The following is a 24,043-nucleotide window of genomic DNA, read 5'->3' as shown; positions in this document are numbered from 1 at the left end:
GTTGTCTGCCACGAAAGTGAACAGACGCCAGGCTCATGACAGTTCATGATCATGTCAAGAGAGCCTCGGGTGCGGGACGTCGGCCGTGACGCTGCCCGGAACACCGCTGCCGGCGCCCCCGGAAGGGGCGCCGGCAGCTTCGCCGGTGCGGGCCGGGCTTCGCCGTTGCGAGCCGGCTTTGGCCGGTGCGGGCCGGGCTTCGCCGGTGCGGGTCAGCCGACGAGGCCGTCGGCCATCTCCTCCGTCAGATTGCACTCGGTGCCGGGGATGCCCAGGTCCTGGGCCCGCTTGTCGGCCATCGCGAGGAGGCGGCGGATCCGGCCCGCGACCGCGTCCTTCGTCAGCGGCGGGTCGGCGAGCGCGCCCAGCTCCTCCAGCGACGCCTGCTTGTGCTCCATGCGCAGCCGGCCGGCCGCCGCGAGGTGCTCGGGGACCTCCTCGCCGAGGATCTCCAGGGCGCGCTGCACCCGGGCGCCGGCGGCGACTGCGGCGCGCGCGGAGCGGCGCAGGTTGGCGTCGTCGAAGTTGGCCAGCCGGTTGGCGGTGGCCCGGACCTCGCGGCGCATCCGCCGCTCCTCCCAGGCCAGCACCGAGTCGTGCGCCCCGAGGCGGGTCAGGAGGGCGCCGATCGCGTCGCCGTCCCGGACCACCACGCGGTCCACGCCCCGGACCTCACGGGCCTTCGCGGGGATCGAGAGCCGACGGGCGGCGCCCACCAGCGCGAGCGCGGCCTCGGGACCCGGGCAGGTGACCTCCAGCGACGAGGAGCGGCCCGGCTCGGTCAGCGAGCCGTGCGCCAGGAAGGCCCCGCGCCACGCGGCCTCGGCGTCACAGGTGGCGCCGGAGACGACCTGCGGCGGCAGACCCCGGATGGGGCGGCCACGGCCGTCGACGAGCCCCGTCTGGCGGGCCAGCTGGTCCCCGCCGGCCACCACGCGTACGACGAAACGCGAGCCGCGCCGCAGGCCGCCGGGCGCCATCACGATCAGTTCGGAGCCGTGCCCGAAGATCTCCGCGATGTCCCGCTTCAGGCGGCGCGCCGCCATCGCGGTGTCCAGCTCCGCCTCGATCACGATCCGGCCGCTCACCAGGTGCAGCCCGCCCGCGAACCGCAGGATCGACGAGACCTCCGCCTTTCTGCAGCAGGTCCGGGTGACGGGAAGCCGGGAGATTTCGTCCTTCACCGCTGCCGTCATCGCCATGGGCCGATCCTTCCATGCATCCGAAAAATACGGTCGTACGCGGCGGCCAACAGCTCCGGGTCGTGCTTCGGCGAGCCGTCCTTCCTGGCCACCGGGGCCAGCTCGACCGCGGCACCGAGCCGCTTGGCGGCATCCGAGAGGGATTCGCGGTCGGGTACGGCGGCCTCGTCGGCCAGCACCACGTCCAGGGCGAGTTTAGGGGCGTGTCGTCCCAAAACCTCCAAATGACGCTGCGGGGAGAAGCCCTCGGTTTCTCCGGGCTGCGGCGCGAGGTTCAGCGAGAGGACCCTGCGGGCCTTCGTCTCGACGAGGGCCTCCAACAGTTCCGGCACCAGCAGGTGCGGTATCACCGAGGAGAACCAGGAGCCCGGCCCGAGAACCACCCAGTCCGCGTCGAGCACGGCGGCGACCGCCTCGGGCACGGCGGGCGGGTCGTTCGGCACGAGGTGGACCGACTGCACCTCGCCGGGCGTGAGCGCCACGGTGGCCTGGCCGCACACCAGGTCCACGTCCTCGGGGCGCTCGGGGTCATGGCCCTTGACCAGCGCCTGGAGCTCCAGCGGCACGGCCGACATGGGCAGCACCCGGCCGTGCGCGCCCAGCAGCCTGCCGACCAGGTCCAGCGCCTGGACGTGATCGCCGAGCTGCTCCCACAGGGCGACGATCAGCAGATTGCCGACGGCGTGCTCGTGCAGGTCGCCCTTGGACTGGAAACGGTGCTGGATGACGCGGGCCCACGTCTGGCCCCAGTCGTCGTCGCCGCACAGCGCCGCCAGGGCCTTGCGCAGGTCCCCGGGCGGCAGCACGCCCAGCTCCTCCCGGAGCCGGCCGCTGGAGCCGCCGTCGTCGGCGACCGTGACCACGGCGGTCAGGTCGCCGGTGATGCGGCGCAGCGCGGCGAGGGACGCGGACAGGCCCATGCCGCCCCCGAGGGCGACGACCTTGGGCTGCGTGCCGCGCCTGCGGAGCGTACGAACGGACAGGCTGCTCGTACGCCGGCGGTACGACTTCACTCGCGCCCCATGTCCCGGTGGACGACGACGGTCTCCACGCCTTCGGAGGCGAGACGGGCGGCGAGCTTCTCGGACATGGCGACGGAGCGGTGCTTGCCGCCCGTGCAGCCGACGGCGATGGTGACGTACCGCTTGCCCTCGCGGCGGTAGCCGGCGGCGATCAGCTGGAGCAGCTCGGTGTACTGGTCCAGGAACTCCTTGGCGCCCGGCTGGTTGAAGACGTAGCCGGACACCTCCTCGTTGAGACCGGTGAACGGGCGCAGCTCGGGCACCCAGTGGGGGTTGGGCAGGAAGCGGCAGTCCACCACCAGGTCGGCGTCGACCGGCAGGCCGTACTTGTAGCCGAAGGACATGACGGTGGCGCGCAGCTCCGGCTCCTGGTCGCCCGCGAACTGGGCGTCCATCTTGGCGCGCAGCTCGTGGACGTTCAGGCTGGAGGTGTCGATCACCAGATCGGCGTCGCCGCGCAGCTCGCGCAGCAGGTCGCGCTCGGCGGCGATGCCGTCGACGATCCGGCCGTCGCCCTGGAGCGGGTGCGGGCGGCGCACCGACTCGAAGCGGCGGACGAGGGCGTCGTCGGACGACTCCAGGAAGACGATCCGGCGGGTGACCTGCTTGGCGTCGAGGTCCGCGAGGGACTCGCGCAGGCTCTCGAAGAACTGGCGGCCCCGCACGTCGACGACGACGGCGATGCGCGCGACGTTGCCCTGGGAGCGGGCGCCGAGCTCCACCATGGTGGGGATCAGGGCGGGCGGCAGGTTGTCGACGACGAACCAGCCGAGGTCCTCCAGGCACTTGGCGGCGGTGCTGCGCCCGGCGCCGGACATGCCGGAGATGATCACCAGCTCGGGGATGGCCGCCTCGGCGGCCTCGCCGGCCTCGATCGTCGTGCCCGTACTCACGTGTGCTGCTCCGTCTTCTTCTCTGTCCGTGACCGGCGCGTGCGGCGCGACCGGCGCCGGCTTGTTCTCCACCGGCGCGTCGGCCGGCGCGTCGGCCGGTGCGTTGACCGGCGCGTCGGCCGGTGCGTTGACCGGCGCGTTGGCCGGTGCTTCTGCTGGTCGATCTTGATCAGTCATGGCTGGTACCCCCGTCGTCCTCTTCAATGATCTCTCCTGTCGCCGTGTTCACGGCGGGAGCGGCCGTGGCGACCTGCGCGAGGGCGACGGCGACGGCCTCCGCGGTCTTCCGGCCGAAGCCCGGAACCTCGCAGATCTGGTCGATCGTCGCCTGGCGCAGCCGCTTCACCGAGCCGAAGTGCTTGATCAGCGCTTGCTTGCGCGCGTCGCCGAGACCGGGCACGGCGTCCAGCGGGCCGGTCCGGATCCGCTTGTGCCGCTTGGTCCGCTGGTAGCGGATGGCGAAGTCGTGAGCCGTGTCACGGACGCGCTGCAGCAGATACAGCCCCTCGCTGGTCCGGGGCAGGACGACCGGGTCGTCCTCACCGGGCAGCCAGACCTCCTCCAGGCGCTTGGCGAGACCGCAGACGGCTATGTCGTCGATCCCGAGCTCGTCCAGGGCCCGCTGCGCCGCCGCGACCTGGGGCTGTCCGCCGTCCACCACGACGAGCTGCGGGGGGTACGCGAACTTCTTCGGCCGGCCGTCGTCCTCGGGCAGGTCCGCCGGGACCTCGCCGTCGGCCTCCTCCAAGGCCCACTCGCCGGTCTTCTCCTTCTCCGCGAGGTACCGCTTGAAGCGGCGGCTGATCACCTCGTGCATCGAGCGGACGTCGTCCTGTCCCTCGAAGCCCTTGATCTGGAAGCGGCGGTACTCGCTCTTGCGGGGCAGGCCGTCCTCGAAGACGACCATGGACGCGACGACGTCCTCGCCCTGGAGGTGCGAGATGTCGAAACACTCGATGCGCAGCGGGGCGGTGTCCAGGCCGAGGGCCTTCGCGATCTCCTCCAGCGCCCGGGAGCGGGTGGTCAGGTCGCTGGCGCGCTTGGTCCTGTGCAGGACGAGGGCCTGCTGGGCGTTGCGCCCGACCGTCGCCATCAGGGCCTTCTTGTCACCGCGCTGCGGGATGCGCAGGGACACCTGGGAGCCCCGGCGCTGGCTGAGCCACTGCGTGACCGCGTCCAGGTCCTCGGGGAGGGCGGGGACGAGGACTTCCTTGGGGACGGCGTCGCCGCTCTCCTCGCCGTACAGCTGCTGGAGCGCGTGCTCGACGAGGCCCGCGGTGTCGACGGCCTCGACCTTGTCGGTGACCCAGCCGCGCTGTCCGCGCACCCGGCCCCCGCGGACGTGGAAGATCTGCACGGCCGCTTCGAGCTCGTCCTCCGCGACGGCGATCAGGTCGGCGTCGGTGGCGTCGGCGAGGACCACCGCGCTCTTCTCCATGGCCCGCTTGAGGGCCTCTATGTCATCCCGGAGCCGGGCGGCCTTCTCGTACTCCATGTCCTCGGCCGCCCGCATCATGTCCTTCTCCAGGCGGCGGATGTACGTGCCGGTGCGGCCGGCCATGAAGTCGCAGAAGTCCTCGGCCAGTTCCCGGTGTTCCTCCGGGTCGACCCGGCCGACGCACGGGGCCGAGCACTTGCCGATGTACCCGAGGAGGCAGGGGCGGCCGGTGCGCTCGGCGTTCTTGAACACCCCGGCCGAACACGTACGCACGGGGAAGACCCGCAGCAGCAGGTCGACCGTGTCGCGGATGGCCCAGGCGTGGCTGTACGGGCCGAAGTACCGCACGCCCTTCTTCTTCTGGCCGCGCATGACCTGCACGCGCGGGAAGTCCTCGTTGAGGGTGACGGCCAGATAGGGGTAGCTCTTGTCGTCGCGGTACTTGACGTTGAACCGCGGGTCGAACTCCTTGATCCAGGAGTACTCCAGCTGGAGCGCCTCGACCTCGGTCGAGACCACGGTCCACTCGACGGAGGCGGCCGTGGTGACCATGGTGCGGGTGCGCGGGTGCAGGCCCGCCAGGTCCTGGAAGTAGCTGGCGAGCCGCTGGCGCAGGGACTTCGCCTTCCCGACGTAGATCACCCGGCGGTGCTCGTCGCGGAATTTGTAGACCCCCGGCGAGTCGGGGATCTGTCCCGGCTTGGGGCGGTAGCTGGAGGGGTCTGCCATGCCTCACACCCTACTGGCGCCCGGTGACACTCCGGGTGTCGTCCCGGTGTCCGTGGAGCACCTCCGGTGGGGGCGGAGGTGCTCCACGGGGCCTGTCGCGGCGGCAGCCCGGCGGCGGGGTGGGCGGAGGCGGGGCGGGGTCAGCCGCGGCGCCGCCACGGGGTCGGCCGGCTCCTCCGGATCAGGGCTCCGGTGAGGGCCCCGGCGAGGGCGAGGGCGGCGACGACGGCCGCGGTGCCCACCGCCGCGGGTGCGCTGCGGTGGGCGGGTCCGCCGTCGGCGCGGGCGTCGGCGTCGGCGTCGGCGTCGGTGACACGGGAGTCCGCGCCGGTGACGCCTGGGGCGGCGGGGGCGGGGTCGGCCTGGGCGGTGTACCCGCCCGCCTTCCCCTTCACCGCGTAGGCGGAGCCGGGGAGCTTGTCCCCGTACGCCGCCTCCACCCGGTCCTGATAGGCGGCGAGCGTGGTGCCGCCGGTTCCGACCGCCCGTATCGCGTCCTCGTCCAGCGGGAGCACCTTGCTGCCCTGGTGGACGTACCAGGCGTCAATCTGCGGCTCGCGGAAGACCGTGCCGCCGGGGAGCCTGCGGGCGCCCTCCGTGGCGTACCGGGTCTCGTCGTCACCGGTCGCGATGTTCACGACCTGCCAGCCCTTGGCGCCCTGGCGGACGGCCCACACGGATGCCCTCTGCCCGTCGGAGGAGACCGCCTTGGCGGCGTGGAACTCCACCCGGGCGACCGGGGCGCCGGGCCGGCCCGCCACGAAGTCCGGGGACAGGACGCGGACGGGGACGGCCCTGCCCTCGATACGGGGGTGGGCGGCCCGTACGGAGACGGCGCCGTCGCGCGCGAAGAAGCGGGACAGCGTGTCGAGTGCGGCGGGGGCGGTGACGGCCCGGTCAGGGGTGTCGGCGCCGGGGCCGCCGGATGCGGTGGTGGAGGAGGCGCGGGCGGTGGGCGCGGCGAGGCCCAGCAGCGCCAGCACCGCGGCGGTGGTGGCGGTGGCGGTGGCGGTGTGTCGTCGGTGGGTCATCCGTCTCACGCCCCGATCCGGTAGAGCGAGTGGGTCCAGGAGAAGGAGGCGTTGTCGACGTACCAGGCGTGGGAGGCCCAGTTGTAGCGGTCGCTGGAAGGCCAGGGATCGCCCCAGTACACCCAGCTGTTGGCGTCGTCGTACCCGTACAGGACATGCATGTGGCCGCCGCCGCTCGACCACTGGATACGGGTCTCGACGGGACGGTTGGCGTTGATCTCGGTCTGGACGGTGGAGTAGCGCAGCCAGCCGTCGACGTACGAGCCCGGGGTGATGCCGGCCCAGCGCAGGCCGGTCTGTACGTTGCCCAGGGTGGCCTGCCAGTTGGGGCAGTCGTAGCCCTGCCGGCGGTTGAACGCGGCGTTGCAGAACTGGTTCTGGGTGTGGCCGCGGCCGAACCAGGTGGCGATCGTGTTGCCGGCGGCGGCCCAGCACCAGTTGCTCTTCTGCTGGGCCTGCATGGTGATGTCGAGACGCTTGGCGGCGAACGTGGAGCGGTCCTCGGCGGTGGCGGCGGACACCGGGAGGAGGAGGGTGAGGGCGGCGGCGAGCACAGCGACGATGAACGCTCTGTCCCTGCTTCCGCGCTCGCTTCTGTCCTTGCTTGGGTTGCGCATCGCGTTCCTCCGGCTGGGGATGTGGGGAGGGAGGATCGCGTCCGGACGCTGCTGAGGAGCATCACCCGTTGTCGGAGGCAGGTCAACGCGCTTCAATGCGGGGTGACATCGCGCTGTGAACCTCACTGGTTGATGTGTGAACGGCATCCCCGTGCCCACCAGCCCCGCCCGTCACCACCGGCGCCGTGTCGTACCGCCCGTCGTGAACGTTCACTGAGGAGTCCCCATGGCCCCGCCGGGACACACCGAGGCCGATCTGGCGCAGGTCCTGCACACCGGCCCGTTCCATCTGGCACTGCGTGCGGCGCTGGCGGTGCGCGGCTTGCCGCTCCAGCGGGTGCAGCACCATCTCGCGCATCGCGGCATCAAGGTCGGGGTGACGAGCCTGTGTTACTGGCAGCAGGGCGCCCGGCGCCCCCAGCGGCCCGAGTCGCTGAAGGCCGTGCGGGCGCTGGAGGAGCTGCTCCAGCTGCCCGGTGGCTCGTTGATCCGGCTGCTCGGCGGCGGGTCGGAGGGCGGCGGCCCGGCGGCCTCGGCCGGGCCGCAGCGGGCGGCGATGCCCACCCGGCCCGCTGCCCGCTCGTACCGCACCCTGACGGAGGTCTCCGGGGTCGTCGAGGAGCTGATCGCGGAGCTCGGCTCGCCGGTCGACGGCGGGCTGCACACGGTGGGACACCACGAGCGGGTACGGATCGGGGCCGGGCGGGAGCTGGCAGGCCGCGACTCGCAGCACGTGGTGCGGGCCCACCGCGACGGGGTCGACCGCTACCTGGCCATCCACCACGGGGACCCGGGGTGCGACCCGGACCGGGTCGTCGTCCGGGCGGGCGAGAACTGCCGTCCCGGGCGGGTGCGCCGCCACCGGGAGACCGGCGTGGTGATCGCCGAGCTGCTCTTCGACGCGCGCCTGCGGGCGGGTGACACGTATGTCTTCGGGTACGGCTTCGAGGACGGTACGGGCGGGGTGAGCGCCGAGTACGTGCGGGGGTTCAGCTTCGCCGGCGGGCAGTACGTGCTGCAGGTGCGGTTCCACGAGGACGCCCTGCCGGTACGGTGCCGGCGCTTCGCCCAGACGTCGACGGGCGCGCCGCGCGGCGCCCGGGGCGACCTGACCCTGAGCGGGCGGCACCGCACGGTCCACTTCGTGGAGCAGGGGGTGCGGCCGGGGATCCTGGGGATCGACTGGGACTGGGAGTGAGCGTCACCGGCTGGGAGCCGGCCCGAGGACCCGGTGGCCTGGGGGCCTGGCGACCCGGGGACCCGGGGGCCTGGGGACCCGGGGGCCTGGGGACCCGGGGGCCTGTGGGGGCGTGCGGGATCCAGGGGGCTAGGCGTCGGGGCCCGCGACCAGCTTGCCGTCGGTGACCTTGACCGGGACCTCGGGCAGCGCGGCGGTCGCCGGGCCCTTGATCGCCTTGCCGGTGGTGACGTCGAAGCGGCTGCCGTGGCAGGGGCAGTTCCCCTCGACGCCCTCGACCTTGTCGAACACGCAGCCCGCGTGGGTGCACTGCGCGCTGAACGCCCTGTACTGCCCCTTCGCCGGGCAGCTCACCACCAGGCGCTGCTCGCGGTAGAGCTTCGCGCCACCGACCGGTACGGCGTCCGCCGCGCCGAGCTCGACCGGGGCGGTCGGGGTCGGGTTCTGGGCATGCCCCAGCTTGGACTCCGTGGAGCAGGCGGCCGCACCCAGCCCGGCGGCACCGGCGAGTGCGGCGCCCTTCAGCACGGTACGGCGGGCGGCGGGCTGGCCGGGCATGGGCTCTCCACGGGGTTGCGCGGCGGAATGGGGGCGTCGGTGACGGAACCGACGATACCCGCGTAGATGGGAGGCCCTTCGGCCGGGGCTGTCCCGCCGTGAAGGCCATGCGTTACGTTCGGGCACGTGATCGTCGTCGCAGGAGAGTCCCTGATCGACCTCGTCCCGCAGCCCGGTGCCGAGGGCCCCTCGACCCTGTCGCCGCTGGTGCCGCGGCCGGGTGGCGGCCCGTACAACACGGCGGTGGCGCTGGGGCGGCTGGGCGCCGAGGTCGCCTTCTGCTCCCGCGTCTCGACGGATGCCTTCGGGGAGGCTCTGGTGGACGGCCTGCGGGCGGCGGGCGTCGCGACCGGCCTCGTCCAGCGGGGGCCCGAGCCGACGACGCTGGCGGTCGCCTCCGTGGGGGCGGACGGGTCCGCGCGGTACGGCTTCTACGCGCAGGGCACGGCCGACCGGCTCTTCACCCTCCCCGGGCGCCTGCCGGACGGGGTGCGGGCGGTGTCCTTCGGGACGTGCTCGCTGGTGCTGGAGCCGGGCGCGAGCGCGTACGAGGCGCTGCTGCGGCGGGAGTCGGAGCGGGGTGTGCTGACGTTGCTGGACCCGAACGTCCGGCCGGGCCTGATCCCGGACGCGGACGCCTACCGGTCGCGGTTCGCGGGCTGGCTGCCGTATGTGTCGCTGCTGAAGCTGTCGGAGGAGGACGCCCGGTGGCTGGGCGGTTCGCCGGAGGAGTGGCCGGCGAAGGGGCCGTCGGCGGTGGTGCTGACCCGGGGTGCGGCGGGCCTGACGGTGTTCACGGGTGACCTGTCCGTCTCGGTTCCCGCGGTCCCGGTGACCGTCGCCGACACGATCGGGGCCGGTGACACGGTGAACGCGGCCCTGCTGCACGGCTTGGCGGGCCGCGACCCGGCCACGCTGGACGCGCCCGCCTGGACGGAGCTGCTGACCTTCGCGGCCCGCGCGGCAGCGGTCACCTGCTCCCGCCCGGGCGCGGAGCCCCCGTACGCGCCGGAACTGTCCTGAGCGATGCCCTGACCAGGTCGGGCGCGGGCGGGGCCGGGCGCCGCAGATCCGGCGCGGGCGGGGTCGGCCGGCCGGGCCGGGCGCCCCGACGTCACCCGGCTGGGACCGGCGCCCCGGTCCACCGCAACTGGCGCACGGCGATCCGGCACCGAGGCCGGGTCCCGGGCACACGGGTCCGGGGCACACGGGTCCCGGGCACATGCCGGTCCGCCGCCCCGGCCTCCGCCCGTCCGGCACCGGTCCGGCGCCCGGCCCCCCGCCGGTCGGCTCGCCCGCCCCGACCGGCGGCCCGGGCGCCGGGCAGGCGCTGGTGCCCGGCCCCCCGCGGCCCGGTACGGCACCGGGTCCGGCACGGCACCGGTCGGGCACGGCACCGGTCCGGGGCCGGTTCCGGGCCCCGCAACTGCGATCACGCACCGGGCTCAGGGCCGGCCCCGGCTTGGGGCCGGTGGCCGGGCAACCTCGAACGCGCACCGGGCTCAGGGCTCAGGAGTGGCCCCCGGCGCCGGCGCCCGGCCGGTTTCGGTGGCCGGTGTCACCGGCAGGCGCCCACGGTCGGGGGCCTGCCGGTGTGCGTACCCGGGGTCGGGTCAGGACTTCCGGGAGCGGGCCGTCGTCTTCTTCGCCGTGGCGGTGCGGGCCGTGGCCGTCTTGCGGGGTGTGCCGTCCGCCGCCACCGTCTTCCTCGGCGCCCGCTTGCGCGCCGGGGGGATCGTCGCCACCGCGTCGCTGATGCGCTCCGCGTCGAGGATGTCCCGCAGGAACTTGCCGGTGTGGCTGGCCGGGACGCCCGCGACCTGCTCGGGCGTGCCCTCGGCGACGACCAGGCCACCGCCGCTGCCGCCCTCGGGGCCCATGTCGATGACCCAGTCGGCCGTCTTGATGACGTCCAGGTTGTGCTCGATGACGATCACCGAGTTGCCCTTGTCGACCAGGTTCGACAGCACCTTGATCAGCTTCGAGATGTCCTCGAAGTGCAGACCGGTCGTCGGCTCGTCCAGCACGTACACCGTGCGCCCGGTGGACCGCTTCTGCAGCTCGGAGGCGAGCTTCACGCGCTGCGCCTCACCACCGGAGAGGGTCGGCGCGGGCTGCCCGAGCCGGACGTACCCGAGGCCGACCTCCGTGAGCGTGCGCAGATGGCGCGCGATCGTCGGGACGGCCTCGAAGAAGTCCAGGGCCTCCTCGATCGGCATGTCCAGCACCTCGGCGATGGACTTGCCCTTGTAGTGGACCTCCAGGGTCTCCCGGTTGTAGCGCGCTCCGTGGCAGACCTCGCACGGGACGTACACGTCCGGCAGGAAGTTCATCTCGATCTTGATGGTGCCGTCGCCGGAGCAGTTCTCGCACCGGCCGCCCTTGACGTTGAAGGAGAACCGGCCGGGCAGGTAGCCGCGGACCTTCGCCTCCATCGTCTCCGCGAACAGCTTCCGCACGTGGTCGAAGACGCCGGTGTACGTCGCGGGGTTCGACCGCGGGGTGCGGCCGATCGGCGACTGGTCGACGTGCACCACCTTGTCCACGAGGTCGTCGCCGTCCACGCGCGTGTGCCGGCCCGGCACGGACTTGGCGCCGTTCAGCTCGCGCGCGAGGTGCGTGTACAGGATGTCGTTGACGAGGGTCGACTTGCCGGAGCCGGAGACACCGGTGACCGCCGTGAGCACACCGAGCGGGAACGACACGTCGATGTCCCGCAGGTTGTTCTCCCGCGCGCCGTGCACGGTGAGCCGCCGGGACGGGTCCACCGGGCGGCGGAGGTCCGGCGTCGGGATGGCCCGCTTTCCGGCCAGGTACTGCCCGGTCAGCGACTCCTTGTTGGCCAGCAGCTGCTTCAGCGGACCGGAGTGGACGACCTTGCCGCCGTGCTCGCCCGCGCCCGGGCCGATGTCGACGACCCAGTCGGCGATCTTGATGGTGTCCTCGTCGTGCTCCACGACGATGAGCGTGTTGCCCATGTCGCGCAGCCGGACGAGGGTCTCGATGAGGCGGTGGTTGTCGCGCTGGTGGAGGCCGATGGACGGCTCGTCCAGGACGTACAGCACACCCACCAGACCGGAACCGATCTGCGTGGCCAGCCGGATGCGCTGGGCCTCGCCGCCGGAGAGGGTGCCGGCCGCGCGGTTGAGCGACAGGTAGTCCAGGCCGACGTCGACCAGGAAGCGCAGCCGCTCGTTGACCTCCTTGAGAACCCGCTCGGCGATCTTCTTGTCGCGGGCGTTCAGCGTGAGGCGCCCGAGGAAGTCGGCGCACTCGCTGATGGACATCGCGGAGACCTCGGCGATGGACTTCTCCATGACCGTCACCGCGAGCACGATCGGCTTGAGGCGGGTGCCCTCACAGGTGGGGCAGGGAACCTCCCGCATGTACCCCTCGAAGCGCTCACGGCTGGAGTCGCTCTCGGCCTCGCTGTGCCGCCGCTTGACGAAGGAGACGGCGCCTTCGAAGGCAGGGGTGGTGTACGCCCGCTCCCTGCCGTACCGGTTGCGGTAGCGGACCTCGACCTGGGTCCTGTGGCCGTACAGCAGGGCCTTCTTGGCGCGGGCCGGCAGCCCGGCCCACGGGATGTCGGTGCGGAAGCCGAGGGCCTGCGAGAGCCCGCCGATCAGCCGTCCGAAGTACTCCCTGGTGTGGCCGTGCGACCAGGGGTGGATCGCGCCCTCGTCGAGGGTCCGCTCCTCGTCCGGGACGACCAGCTCGGGGTCGACCTCCATGCGCGTGCCGATGCCGGTGCAGTCGGGGCAGGCGCCGAAGGGCGAGTTGAAGGAGAAGGAGCGGGGCTCCAGCTCCTCGAAGGAGAGGTCGTCGTACGGGCAGTACAGATGCTCCGAGTACATCCGCTCGCGCTCGGGGTCGTCCTCGGGGAGGTCGACGAAGTCGAGCACGACCATGCCGCCGGACAGACCCAGCGCGGTCTCGACGGAGTCGGTGAGCCGGCGCTTGGCGCTCTCCTTCACCGTCAGGCGGTCGACGACCACCTCGATGGTGTGCTTCTCCTGCTTCTTCAGCGTGGGCGGCTCGGTGAGCTGGATGGTCTTGCCGTCCACCCGGGCCCGGCTGTACCCCTTGGTCTGGAGGTCGGCGAAGAGGTCGACGAACTCGCCCTTGCGCTCGCGCACCAGCGGCGACAGCACCTGGAAGCGGCTGCCCTCGGGCAGCTCCAGCACCTTGTCGACGATCGCCTGCGGCGACTGGCGCGAGATGGGCCGGCGGCACTCGGGGCAGTGGGGCTTGCCGATGCGCGCGAAGAGCAGGCGGAGGTAGTCGTAGACCTCGGTGATGGTGCCGACCGTGGAGCGCGGGTTGCGCGAGGTCGACTTCTGGTCGATCGAGACGGCCGGGGAGAGGCCCTCGATGAAGTCGACGTCCGGCTTGTCCATCTGGCCGAGGAACTGCCGGGCGTAGGAGGAGAGCGATTCGACGTACCGGCGCTGCCCCTCGGCGAAGATCGTGTCGAACGCGAGAGAGGACTTGCCCGACCCCGAGAGCCCGGTGAAGACGATGAGGGAGTCACGCGGGAGGTCGAGCGAGACGTTCTTCAGATTGTGCTCGCGCGCGCCACGGACGATGAGACGGTCGGCCACGCCGGTCCGCACCTTTCTTGAGAGAAGCGGGGGCACAGCCCCCGTCCCAGACTGTTCCAGCTTACGGGGGGCCGCCAAATGAATGAGTTCCTGACTTCCAGGATGCCTCCACCGAGCGTATAGCACGTGCATTCGATTTACGGACGCGCTGAGCCACCTTCACCCGATCGTGTGGCGGCGCTAGGGTCGGCGGCATGATCGACCATGTGCATGACCTGACCTCCGTACGTGAGGCGACCGACCGGCTGCTCGCCGCGGCCGGCACGCTCGACGACGCCGCGGTGGCCGAGCCGTCACGACTTCCCGGCTGGAGCCGTGGCCACGTCCTCGCCCACCTCGCCCGGAACGCAGACGCCCTGGTGAACGTCCTCCAGGGCCGTCCCATGTACGTCAGCGGCGAGGCGCGCGAGGCCGACATCGAGCGGGACGCGCCGCGCCCCCTGGCCGCCCAGCTCGACGACGTACGCGAGAGCGCCGCCCGCTTCAGGGCGGCGAGCGAGGCCCCCGCCGACTGGAACCGCACGGTCGAGCTGCGCAACGGTGTGACGGACCAGGCCGCCCGGATCCCCTTCCGCCGTCTCGTGGAGGTCGAGCTGCACCACGTCGACCTCGGCATCGGCTACGAGCTGGAGGACCTTCCCGGGGACTTCGTGGAGCGAGAGATCGACTTCCTGGCCGAGCGGTTCTCCGGCCACAAGGACGTCCCCCCGACCGAGCTGTCCGTCGACGGCGGGCGCACGTGGAGCACGGGCGGCGGTGCGGGCGGCGACACGGTCACGGTCAGGGGCTCCGCGGCGGATGTGCTCGGCTGGCTCGCCGGCCGCCGCGACGGTGGCGGCCTGAAGATCCTCAACGGCACCCTCCCGGCGCTGCCGCCGCTATAGCCTGGGTCCATGACGTACAGCGGAGCGGTCAGGGTCGGCGGGCCCGCCGACGTGCACGAGCTGACGGACCTGATGATCTCCAAGGTCGCCGTCGGCCCGATGGACAACAACGCCTATCTGCTGCGCTGCCGGGCCACCGGCGAGCAGATGCTGATCGACGCGGCGAACGAGCCGCGCACGCTGCTCCGGCTGATCGGTGACGACGGCATCGCGTCCGTCGTCACCACCCACCGCCACCCCGACCACTGGCAGGCCCTGCCCGAGGTGGTGGCGGCCACCGGCGCGCGTACGTACGCCGGGCGGTACGACGCCGAGGGCATCGAGGTCCCCACGGACGTACCGGTCGAGGACGGGGACACGCTCCGCGTGGGCCGCGTGGAGCTCACCGCCCGCCACATGGTGGGACACACCCCCGGATCGATCGTGCTGATCTACGACGACCCGCACGGCCACCCGCACGTCTTCACCGGCGACTGCCTCTTCCCCGGCGGCGTCGGCAACACGCGGAAGGACGCCGACGCCTTCGCCAGCCTGATCGCGGACGTCGAGGCGAAGCTCTTCGACGCCCTGCCGGACGAGACCTGGATCTACCCCGGCCACGGCAAGGACACCACGCTGGGCGACGAGAGGCCGCATCTGCCGGAGTGGCACGAACGCGGCTGGTGACCGTCCCGCGCGCCTCCTGCTTCCCCGCGCTCCCGTAACCGGGGCTGTCCTCGGGCAGTTGGCGCGACATGCGCCAGAGTCATCATCCGAACCCGCCGTCCATGGGACGGCTCGCCGCGGCCTCGCTCGCCGGAACGGCCGTCGAGTTCTACGACTTCTTCGTCTACGGGACCGCCGCCGCGCTCGTTCTGGGGCCGCTGTTCTTCCCGACCTTCTCGCCGGCCGCCGGGACACTGGCGGCTTTCGGCACCTTCGCGATCGGTTTCCTCTCACGTCCGCTCGGTTCCATCCTCTTCGGGCACATCGGTGACCGGTACGGGCGGCGGCCGGTGATGTTCGCCTCGCTGGCGCTGACCGGCTGCGCCACGGTCGCGGTGGGGTGCGTCCCGTCGTACGCCACGCTCGGCATCGCCGCTCCCGTACTGCTGCTGGTGCTGCGGTTCCTCCAGGGGCTCGGCCTCGGCGGGGAGTGGGGCGGGGCGGTGCTGCTGACGGCCGAGCACGCGCCGGAGCGGCGGCGCGGACTGTGGGCGAGCTTTCCGCAGATCGGCCCGTCGGTCGGGTTCCTGCTGGCGAACGGCGTGATGCTGGCCCTGTCGGCCGGGCTGAGCGACGCGCAGTTCCGGGAGTGGGGATGGCGGGTGCCGTTCTGGGCGGCGGGGCTGCTGGCGGCCGGTGGGCTGCTGCTGCGCACGTCCCTGGCCGAGACACCGCAGTTCCGGAAACTGGCCGAGACCGGGACGCGGGCCGGCGCCCCGCTCAAGGAGGTGGCCAGGGAACACTGGCGGCTGGTGCTGCTGACGGCGGGGGCGCTCGCGGTCGGGTACGCGGTCTTCTACGCGGTCTCCACATGGGCCCTGGCGTACGGCACCGAGCGGCTCGGCGTAAGCCGTACGGTCATGCTGGTGTGCGTCATGGCGGCGGTGGCCGTCAAGGGCGTGGCAACGCCGTTCGCCGCGATGCTGGGTGACCGCTACGGGCGGCGGCCGTTGTGCCTGGCCGGCTGCGCGGGGTGCGCGCTGTGGATGTTCCCGATGGTGGCGTTGCTCCACACGGCGCAACCGCTGCTGATGTTCGTGGGCTTCACGGGCGCGCTGCTGTCGTTCATCACGATGTTCGCGGTGGTCGCGGCGTATCTGCCGGAGTTGTACGAGCCGCGGGTACGGTGCACCGGTGCGGCCGTCGGTTACAACCTCGCGGGGGTGCTGGGCGGGGCGCTCACGCCGATCGTGGCGACGACCATGGCGGGTGGTCCGGGCGCGCCGTGGGGTGTGGCGGCGTATCTGAGCGGTATCGCGCTGGTGAGCCTCGCCTGCTTCGCCCTGCTTCCGGAGACCCTGCCCGGACCGGCGGCGGACCCGGTCAACGAATCGGCGGCGGAGTCAGCGGCGGTATGAGGGTGGGTGGGGTCAGGTCAGGTCAGGTCAGGTCGGGTCAGCGCAGATCCTTCTTGCTGAGGAGATCGCAGCTGGTGGAGACGGGCGGACGCGTGCACGGGGCGGCCGGTTTCTCGGCGAGCCTGGCTGTGTCCGGGTCGTCGTTGTTGCGCATGGCGCTCTCGTGGGACTCGAAGTCGACGACGGCGACGGCGACGGCGACGGCGAGATAGCGGTTCGTTCGATGCGCTCGGTCTCGAAGCCGATGCGAACACCGGCCGGTGCGGTCCGCATTGCGGGCCGCACCGGCCGGTGTGCAGAGCCGGCGGGGGCGCGGGCACTGTGGCCGGCGCCCCCGGTGCGTCAGGCCTCGATGCTGTCCTTGCGCGTGTCCCCGGAGGAGTCCGACGCGTCGGAGGCGTCGGCCCCGGCTGCCGCTTCGCGCTCGGACTGCTTCTTGGAGGCGATCAGGCTGGTGATCGTGGTGATGATCAGCACGCCGCAGATGACCGCCAGCGAGAAGGGGATGGAGATCTCCGGGACATGCACCCCGGACTCGTGCAGCGCGTGCAGCACCAGCTTCACCCCGATGAAGCCGAGGATGACCGACAGGCCGTAGCTGAGGTGCACCAGCTTCTTCAGCAGGCCGCCGATGAGGAAGTACAGCTGCCGCAGACCCATCAGCGCGAACGCGTTGGCCGTGAACACGATGTACGGGTCCTGGGTCAGCCCGAAGATCGCGGGGATGGAGTCCAGGGCGAACAGCACGTCCGTGGAGCCGATGGCGAGCATGACGACCATCAGCGGGGTCAGCACCCGCTTGCCGTTGTGGCGGATGAACAGCTTGGTGCCGTGGTAGCGGTCGGCGACGCCGAAGCGGTTCTCGATGGACTTGAGGAGGCGGTTCTCCTCGAACTCCTCTTCCGGCTCGTCGGCGCGCGCCTCCTGGATGAGCTTCCAGGCGGTGTAGATCAGGAACGCGCCGAAGATGTAGAAGACCCACGAGAAGCTGGCGATGATCGCGGCACCGGCGGCGATGAATATCGCGCGCAGGACAAGGGCGATCAGCACACCGATGAGCAGCACCCGCTGCTGGAGGTGGGAGGGCACCGAGAACTTCGCCATGATCAGCACGAAGACGAAGAGGTTGTCGACGCTGAGCGACTTCTCGGTGATGAAACCGGCGAAGAACTCGCCGGACGCCTGGCTCTCGCCGGCCACCAGCAGGCCCAGGCCGAACAGTACGGCGAGAACGATCCAGACGACCGTCCAGGTTCCCGCCTCCTTGATCGACACGTCATGGGGCTTGCGCCCGATGAAGAAGTCGACCGCGATCAGGGCGGACAGACCAAGGATGGTCAGCGCCCACAGGGTCCAAGAAACGTCCACTGCGCCTCCGGCTTCGTACGGCTATCGATCAGCGTCGTCGCTGCCGGAGGTCTCTTCCACCCGGGGCGGCCCGATGTGTGTCACCGGGGTCACCACGGGCCGGCGCCCCGGGACATGGTCTCTGTCCGACCGTCCGTATTGACGGGCACGCCGCGTGGGAGTACTCCCCTCCGCGTAAAGAACAGTACCGCAAACACCAAAGGAAGGTAAAGGGGAAAGTAAAGAGAGACCCAAGTGCGCAGGTCAGAGCCGTCGGTGCGGGCGCGCTGCGGCGACCCGGGACAGCACGCCACGCAGGACCCCACTGCCCTCCGGCACACGCGACGGCTCGTACGTCCACGCGTGGCCGACCCACGGGTCGGCGAGGTGGTCGTCGGGGACGGGCGTGACGCGCAGCAGCGACCGCCACAGCGGGTCGAGCACCGGCCCGTACGCACGGCAGTCCTCGCGGTCCGCGACCATCAGCAGATGCACGCCCACGGCCGGGCCCTCATCGGCGAGGTACCGCAGCCGGGTGACGGCCCGGTCGTCGAAGCCGTGCGGGAAGTCGTGGACGATCAGCAGCTGCTCGGAGGTGTCCAGGTCGGGCGGGAGGGAGTCGGCCGCTCCGCCGCGGACCGCCATCTGCACCAGGTCCACCCGCTGCGTGAGCCGGTCCAGGACGGAGGCCACTCCCCCGGCGCCGGCCGCCGGACGCTCGGCCAGGACGCCCGACTCGACCAGCGGGGCCAGGGATCCGGCGGCCGAACCCGCCGGGTCGATGACATGGACGGTGTAGTCACCGGCCGGGTGGACCGCGACGAGCCGGGCCGCGAGCGACACGGCCGTGTCCATGGCAAGGCGCCGCAGCCCCGCCTCGTCCATGTCGGCGGCGGCCTCGGACCCGGATCGACCGCTGTCCACCCACAGGCCGCGCTCCAGCGGTAGCCGCATCAGCATGGGGATGCGCAGGTCGGGGCTCTCGGGGAGGTGCAGGTCGCCGAGGCGCATGGCCATCGGGGCCTCGGTCGGCACCCGGTAGGCGTGCCACACGGGGTTGTCCCAGCCGGCGAACGCGGCCGGCAGCGCAGGTTCGACGACCTCCGCCTCGGCGGTGAGCTGCGCCAGGTCGCGGTCGAGTGCCTCGCGGGCCCGGTCGGTCAGTTCGTCGCGCTTGGCACGGGCCGCCGCGCGGGCCGCGTCGCCGCCGGCGCCGATACGGCTGCGCGGGTCGGACAGGACGCGGTCGAGCTCCTGCTCCATGCGGGACTCGGCGAAATCGACGGCGCTGCGGTACGCCGCGGTGGTGCGGGCCAGGTCCTCGAACATGCCCCAGACCTGGTTGTACAGGCGTTCCTCCATGGTCCAGCCGGACGCGTCGCCCGCGACCGGCGGTGCGGGCTGCGTCGGTGCGGGCCGCGTCGGTGAGAGGGACGCCGCCGGTGGCGCGGCGACGCGGCGCGGGTGCGTGTAGTCGATGGGTCCGCCCGGGAGCGGGGGTCCGGAGGGCGGGGGCCCGGAGGGCCGGGGTGCGGCCGGGGGTGGCGCCTGTCGGCCGAGCGGAGCGGGACCGCCTTGGGTGCCGGCCGTGGCGGCCGGGCCGGCGGCCGGTCCCGGAGCGGCCGGTGGGGCGCCGTGGCGGACCCGGTCGCCTTCGGCGGTACGGGGAGGGGGCGCGGCCACCGCGCGGTTCAGGCCGCTCGCGACGGCTTCCTGGATGGCGTGCGCGAGGTCGGCGGCCGGGTCGAGGCCCTGGTCGGCGAGCATCGCGGCGAGGCCTGCCGCGTACCCCTGGCCGACGGCGCGGACCTTCCAGGCTTCGTGGCGCCGGTAGAGCTCCAGCGCGACCACGGCGGACTCGGTGGAGAGGCCGGTGACGGTGTACCCGGCGATCCCGGTGCCGTCGAGGCCGGTGACCGAGACGAAGGGCGCGGCGACGGCGCCGAAGCGGTCGGGGCCCCCGGCGCCGACGGGCAGGGCGAGGAGCACGGTCAGCCGGTGTACGCCGGCCGGGAGGGCGTCGAGGTCGACGGCGAGCCGGTGGTCGGCGGCGACCTGCCGGGAGACCTCCAGACCGGGGAGCGCGGGCGAGCCGGGATGGGCGACCCACTCGGCACCGCGGACCCGGCCGTCCTCGTCGCCGAGCGTGGCACCCGCCATGACCGGCACGCCGGCGGAGACCCGGATCTCGAGTCGGGTGTGGGGCAGGGGGTGGTTCTGCCCCCGTACCAACGCGGCCGTCATTCGCCTGTTCCCCCTCGCTGCCACGACAGCTCGACGCTGCTGTGGCTCGACGCTGCGGCAGCTCCCGGCGCCAGAGGGATCCGGGAGCTGCGGTTATGGACGCGGTGGGCCGCCCCCGGGGCGCTGCCCACGGGGTGCGGTCGACCCGCGCCGTACCGGTGTGGCTACAGGTGCGGCAGCATCGCCGGCATCAGGTCCTGGAACGTACGTCCGTTGGCCGGGTTGCCCAGGGCCGTCATCTGCCATCCGGAACCGGCCCGGTGCACCTTCGCCATGATCTGCGCGGTGTACTGGCCGCCGCCGTCCAGGGTGTAGCGGGCGAGCTCCTGGCCGTTCGTCTCGTCGACGATGCGGCAGAAGGCGTTCTGCACTTCCTGGAACGTCTGGCCGGTGAAGGAGTTGACCGTGAAGACGATCTGGTCGATGTGGACGGGGACGCGCTGGAGGTCGACGAGGATCGCCTCGTCGTCGCCCCCCTGACCGGCGCCGCCCACCAGGTTGTCGCCGGTGTGGCGCACCGAACCGTCATCGCTGACCAGGTGGCGGAAGAACACGACGTCCACCGGCTGCTTGTCGGCGAAGAGCACCGCCGACGCGTCCAGGTCGATCTCCCGGGTACGCGAACCGAACAGGCCACGGCGCGGAGCCGCCTGCCAGCCCAGCCCCATCCGCACGGCGGTCAGGGTCCCCCCGTCGCTCTTCTGCAGGTTGATGGCCTGACCCTTGGTCATGTTGACCGTCACGCGCTGTCCCCTCTCGTTGCGTTCCCCCGCGACGTCTGAGTGCGGTTGCCCAGCACCCTACGCAGGGGTGCGGAGGCGGCAGCAGGCCCGTCCCGCTTTTGTGTCGGTGTTGCAACACACCAGGTCTGGCACCGCGCGAGGTGTCGCACCGCACGAGGTGGGGCGGCCCGGTCGGCGGCGTCAGGCGATGCCGGCCTCCTTCATCTGCCGCAGCTCCCTCTTCAGCTCGCTGACCTCGTCACGCAGGCGTGCCGCCACCTCGAACTGCAGCTGCGCCGCGGCGGCCCGCATGCGCTCGGTCATCTCCTCGATGATGCCCGCCAGTTCGGCCGCCGGGCGGTCGCTGACCAGCTCGCCCTTGCGGGCGGCCGTCCTGCCGCCCTTGCCCACCTTGGCCCCGCCCTTGGGCGTGTGGGCGCCGAGGGAGGGCACGGGTGTCTTGGCGCCCTTGCCGTCCTTGGACTGGCGGTAGCCGGTGCCGAGCAGTTGCTCGGTGTCGACCTCCTCGCGCGCGATGGTGGCGACGATGTCGTTGATCTTCTTGCGGAGTGGCTGCGGATCGATGCCGTGCTCCGTGTTGTACGCGACCTGCTTCTCGCGGCGGCGGTTGGTCTCGTCGATGGCCTGCGCCATGGCCGGGGTGATGGTGTCCGCGTACATGTGGACCTGGCCGGAGACGTTGCGCGCGGCGCGGCCGATGGTCTGGATGAGGGAGGTGCCGGAGCGCAGGAATCCCTGCTTGTCGGCGTCCAGGATGGCCACCAGGGAGACCTCGGGCAGGTCGAGTCCCTCGCGGAGCAGGTTGATGCCGACCAGGACGTCGTAGTCACCGGCGCGCAGCTCGCGCAGCAGCTCCACGCGGCGCAGGGTGTCGACGTCGCTGTGCAGATAGCGGACCTGAATGCCCAGCTCCAGGAAGTAGTCGGTGAGGTCCTCGGCCATTTTCTTGGTGAGCGTCGTGACCAGGACCCGCTCGTCCCGCTCGGTGCGCAGCCGGATCTCGTGCACCAGGTCGTCGATCTGACCCTCGGTGGGCTTGACCACGACCTCCGGGTCGACGAGACCGGTGGGGCGGATGATCTGCTCGACGAAGCCGTCGGACCGGGACAGTTCGTACTGTCCGGGCGTCGCCGACAGATAGACGGTCTGTCCGATCCGCTTCTGGAACTCCTCCCATTTCAGCGGCCGGTTGTCGAGCGCGGACGGCAGGCGGAAGCCGTGGTCGACGAGGGTGCGCTTGCGGGACGCGTCGCCCTCGTACATGGCGCCGATCTGCGGGACCGTGACGTGGGACTCGTCGATGACGAGGAGGAAGTCCTCGGGGAAGTAGTCGAGGAGGGTGTTGGGCGCGGAGCCGGGCGCGCGGTCGTCGAAGTGCATCGAGTAGTTCTCGATGCCGGAGCAGGAGCCGATCTGGCGCATCATCTCGATGTCGTAGGTGGTGCGCATGCGCAGCCGCTGGGCCTCCAGCAGCTTGCCCTGCTTCTCCAGCTCGGCCAGGCGCAGCTCCAGCTCGCGCTCGATGCCGTTGATCGCCTTCTCCATGCGCTCCGGCCCCGCCACGTAGTGGCTGGCCGGGAACACGTACAGCTCCCGGTCGTCGGTGATGACCTCGCCGGTGAGCGGATGGAGGGTGGACAGCGCCTCGATCTCGTCACCGAACATCTCGATGCGGACGGCGAGCTCCTCGTACACCGGGAAGATCTCGATGGTGTCGCCGCGCACCCGGAAGGTGCCGCGGGTGAAGGCGAGGTCGTTACGGGTGTACTGGATGTCGACGAAGCGGCGCAGCAGCTGGTCGCGGTCCATCTCCTCGCCGACCTTGAGCGGCACCATCCGGTCCACGTACTCCTGGGGCGTGCCCAGACCGTAGATGCAGGAGACGGAGGCGACCACGATGACGTCGCGCCGGGTCAGCAGCGAGTTGGTGGCGGAGTGGCGCAGCCGCTCCACCTCCTCGTTGATCGAGGAGTCCTTCTCGATGTAGGTGTCCGACTGCGGGACGTACGCCTCGGGCTGGTAGTAGTCGTAGTACGAGACGAAGTACTCGACGGCGTTGTTCGGCAGCAGCTCACGGAATTCGTTGGCCAGCTGCGCGGCCAGCGTCTTGTTCGGCGCCATCACGAGGGTGGGCCGCTGGAGCTTCTCGATCATCCAGGCGGTGGTCGCCGACTTGCCGGTGCCGGTCGCGCCGAGCAGCACGACGTCCTTCTCGCCCGCGCGGATGCGCCGCTCGAGGTCGGCGATGGCCGCGGGCTGATCGCCGCTGGGCGTGTAGGGGCTGACGACCTCGAAGGGCGCCACCGAACGTTCGATCTTGGAAACGGGCCGCATGCAACCACCGTACGACCCCCCACTGACAGTCGGGGTCGGATCGGCCGGCGCACGGCCCTGCGCCGGCCTCCGTACGGCCCGGAGAACGGCCGGAGGCGCGGACCCTCAGCGGCCCCGGGAGCGCCGTCGGCCGCGCTGCGGGCGGGACCCCGACCAGGCGGCGGGGTCCGCCCAGGCGTAGTCGCCCGGGCGCCCGGACGGCACCGGGGAGGGCTGGGCGCCGCGGAGCGCGCCGCGCCGGCCCGGCTCCCCCGTCACGAGTCGCGGGTCGAACAGCACCACGACGCCGGCGAGCAGCAGGAACACCATCGGGCCGATCAGCATGGGGATCAGGAACGACGCGGCGTCTTCGGTACCCGGCACCCGGCCCTCGCCGTGCAGGTGGACGCGGACGGCGGCCATGCCCGTGTAGTGCATGCCGGTGACCGCGATGCCCATGACGAGGCTGGCGCCCAGACTGGGCAGGAAGCCGTGCACCGAGACGGCTGCCCAGAGGGCCGACGTCGCCGCGACGACCGCGATCACGACGGACAGGGCGACGGTGGGGGTGTCGTACTCGATGCCGCCGCGCAGGCGCATCCCGGCCATGCCGAGGTAGTGCATGGTGGCGATGCCGAGCCCGGTGAGGGTGCCGCCGGTGATCAGTGCCATCACGGTCGCGCCGCGGTAGCCGACGATGAAGATGCCGATGCCCACCATGACGATCGCGACGACGAGGCTGGCGAAGGTCGTGGGCCGGTCGTAGCCGATGGGCGACTCCTGGACCCTGAAGCCCATCATGGCGATGAAGTGCATGGTCCAGATGCCGGAGCCGATGGAGGTCGCGCCGAGGGCCAGCCAGCCGACGCGGACGCGTCCTCCGCCACTCAGCGACCTGGTGGTGCAGCGGAGGCCGAGCGCGCCGCCCAGGCAGGCCATCAGGTAGGCGGCCACCGGTGTGACCAGCCCGTAGCTGAATCCGTCGACTGTCCCCTGCATACCCGTAAGCCCTTCGCCCTGTGTGCCCCGCCGTCCGCCAAGCCGTCGTACCCGGTGCCGTGCCGTTGTGCTGGTGGTGCCATGTGTACCGGCTGGTAGGGGGGCGAGGCTACGGCGGGTGGCCGGCTGAACAAACATGCGGGCACCGATGCGCCGGC

18 protein-coding genes are annotated in these 24,043 nt (G+C 72.0%); 5 read left to right on the top strand and 13 right to left on the bottom strand.

Going from position 1 to position 24,043, the window contains the following annotated elements; translation table 11 throughout:
* Window positions 1-212: 212 nt before the first annotated feature.
* From whiA to ABZZ38_RS04265, 6 genes are all read right to left on the bottom strand, one after another.
* Window positions 213-1,202, bottom strand: a complete 990-nt coding sequence (whiA, locus tag ABZZ38_RS04290; RefSeq protein WP_356735572.1) for a DNA-binding protein WhiA — start codon at window positions 1,200-1,202, stop codon at window positions 213-215.
* Window positions 1,193-2,215: a uridine diphosphate-N-acetylglucosamine-binding protein YvcK gene (gene yvcK / locus ABZZ38_RS04285; protein ID WP_356735570.1), complete on the bottom strand. Its 1,023-nt coding sequence runs from the start codon at window positions 2,213-2,215 to the stop codon at window positions 1,193-1,195. The genes whiA and yvcK overlap by 10 nt, the downstream gene beginning before the upstream one ends.
* Entirely contained in the window at window positions 2,212-3,294 is a 1,083-nt protein-coding gene (rapZ, locus tag ABZZ38_RS04280; RefSeq protein ID WP_356735568.1) for an RNase adapter RapZ, read from the bottom strand. The genes yvcK and rapZ overlap by 4 nt, the downstream gene beginning before the upstream one ends.
* Window positions 3,287-5,284 carry an excinuclease ABC subunit UvrC gene (gene uvrC, locus ABZZ38_RS04275; protein WP_356735566.1) on the bottom strand — a complete coding sequence of 666 codons (1,998 nt, stop codon included), beginning with the start codon at window positions 5,282-5,284 and terminating at the stop codon, window positions 3,287-3,289. Before uvrC ends, rapZ begins: the two co-directional genes overlap by 8 nt.
* Before the next feature lie 140 nt (window positions 5,285-5,424).
* A complete protein-coding gene (locus ABZZ38_RS04270; protein WP_356735564.1) occupies window positions 5,425-6,315 on the bottom strand; it encodes a hypothetical protein in 891 nt (296 codons plus the stop codon).
* Between the two features lie 5 nt (window positions 6,316-6,320).
* Complete coding sequence (locus ABZZ38_RS04265; RefSeq protein WP_356735562.1) at window positions 6,321-6,932, bottom strand: papain-like cysteine protease family protein; 612 nt, start codon at window positions 6,930-6,932, stop codon at window positions 6,321-6,323.
* Between the two features lie 226 nt (window positions 6,933-7,158).
* Here ABZZ38_RS04265 and ABZZ38_RS04260 point away from each other — a divergent pair, with 226 nt between their 5' ends.
* The gene (locus ABZZ38_RS04260; protein WP_356735560.1) at window positions 7,159-8,130 is read left to right on the top strand and encodes a hypothetical protein; all 972 of its coding nucleotides are present in this window, start codon (window positions 7,159-7,161) and stop codon (window positions 8,128-8,130) included.
* A 129-nt stretch (window positions 8,131-8,259) separates the two neighbouring features.
* On the opposite strand, the gene ABZZ38_RS04255 is transcribed toward ABZZ38_RS04260, so the two are convergent.
* A complete protein-coding gene (locus ABZZ38_RS04255) occupies window positions 8,260-8,688 on the bottom strand; it encodes a Rieske (2Fe-2S) protein (RefSeq protein WP_356735558.1) in 429 nt (142 codons plus the stop codon).
* Between the two features lie 126 nt (window positions 8,689-8,814).
* Here ABZZ38_RS04255 and ABZZ38_RS04250 point away from each other — a divergent pair, with 126 nt between their 5' ends.
* Window positions 8,815-9,711, top strand: a complete 897-nt coding sequence (locus tag ABZZ38_RS04250) for a carbohydrate kinase (protein WP_356735556.1) — start codon at window positions 8,815-8,817, stop codon at window positions 9,709-9,711.
* A gap of 590 nt (window positions 9,712-10,301) precedes the next feature.
* Here the strand turns inward: ABZZ38_RS04250 and uvrA are convergent.
* Window positions 10,302-13,292: an excinuclease ABC subunit UvrA gene (gene uvrA, locus ABZZ38_RS04245; protein ID WP_356735554.1), complete on the bottom strand. Its 2,991-nt coding sequence runs from the start codon at window positions 13,290-13,292 to the stop codon at window positions 10,302-10,304.
* 194 nt (window positions 13,293-13,486) lie between these two features.
* On the opposite strand from uvrA, the gene ABZZ38_RS04240 reads away from it, so the two are divergent.
* From ABZZ38_RS04240 to ABZZ38_RS04230, 3 genes are all read left to right on the top strand, one after another.
* Window positions 13,487-14,176 (top strand): maleylpyruvate isomerase family mycothiol-dependent enzyme, encoded by a 690-nt coding sequence (locus tag ABZZ38_RS04240; RefSeq protein WP_356735552.1) that lies wholly within the window; start codon window positions 13,487-13,489, stop codon window positions 14,174-14,176.
* Window positions 14,177-14,185: 9 nt separating this feature from the next.
* Window positions 14,186-14,842 (top strand): MBL fold metallo-hydrolase, encoded by a 657-nt coding sequence (locus ABZZ38_RS04235; RefSeq protein WP_356735550.1) that lies wholly within the window; start codon window positions 14,186-14,188, stop codon window positions 14,840-14,842.
* 101 nt (window positions 14,843-14,943) lie between these two features.
* Complete coding sequence (locus tag ABZZ38_RS04230) at window positions 14,944-16,239, top strand: MFS transporter (protein WP_356735548.1); 1,296 nt, start codon at window positions 14,944-14,946, stop codon at window positions 16,237-16,239.
* Between the two features lie 342 nt (window positions 16,240-16,581).
* On the opposite strand, the gene ABZZ38_RS04225 is transcribed toward ABZZ38_RS04230, so the two are convergent.
* The 5 genes from ABZZ38_RS04225 to ABZZ38_RS04205 form a co-directional block, all read right to left on the bottom strand.
* On the bottom strand, window positions 16,582-17,607 hold the full coding sequence (locus ABZZ38_RS04225; protein WP_356735546.1) for a TerC family protein: 1,026 nt from the start codon (window positions 17,605-17,607) through the stop codon (window positions 16,582-16,584).
* A gap of 243 nt (window positions 17,608-17,850) precedes the next feature.
* Window positions 17,851-19,830: a TerD family protein gene (locus ABZZ38_RS04220; RefSeq protein WP_356735544.1), complete on the bottom strand. Its 1,980-nt coding sequence runs from the start codon at window positions 19,828-19,830 to the stop codon at window positions 17,851-17,853.
* 164 nt (window positions 19,831-19,994) lie between these two features.
* Window positions 19,995-20,573 carry a TerD family protein gene (locus ABZZ38_RS04215; RefSeq protein ID WP_356735542.1) on the bottom strand — a complete coding sequence of 193 codons (579 nt, stop codon included), beginning with the start codon at window positions 20,571-20,573 and terminating at the stop codon, window positions 19,995-19,997.
* Window positions 20,574-20,753: 180 nt separating this feature from the next.
* Complete coding sequence (gene uvrB, locus ABZZ38_RS04210) at window positions 20,754-22,907, bottom strand: excinuclease ABC subunit UvrB (protein ID WP_356735540.1); 2,154 nt, start codon at window positions 22,905-22,907, stop codon at window positions 20,754-20,756.
* Between the two features lie 105 nt (window positions 22,908-23,012).
* Window positions 23,013-23,885, bottom strand: a complete 873-nt coding sequence (locus ABZZ38_RS04205) for an MHYT domain-containing protein (protein WP_356735538.1) — start codon at window positions 23,883-23,885, stop codon at window positions 23,013-23,015.
* Between the last annotated feature and the right edge of the window lie 158 nt (window positions 23,886-24,043).

Origin of the sequence: Streptomyces sp. NPDC006368, assembly GCF_040612535.1 — a bacterium.
Classification (GTDB): Bacteria; Actinomycetota; Actinomycetes; order Streptomycetales; family Streptomycetaceae; genus Streptomyces.
The sequence above is the reverse complement of the archived record's forward strand: the minus strand, read 5'-3'. Positions and strand labels throughout refer to the sequence as shown.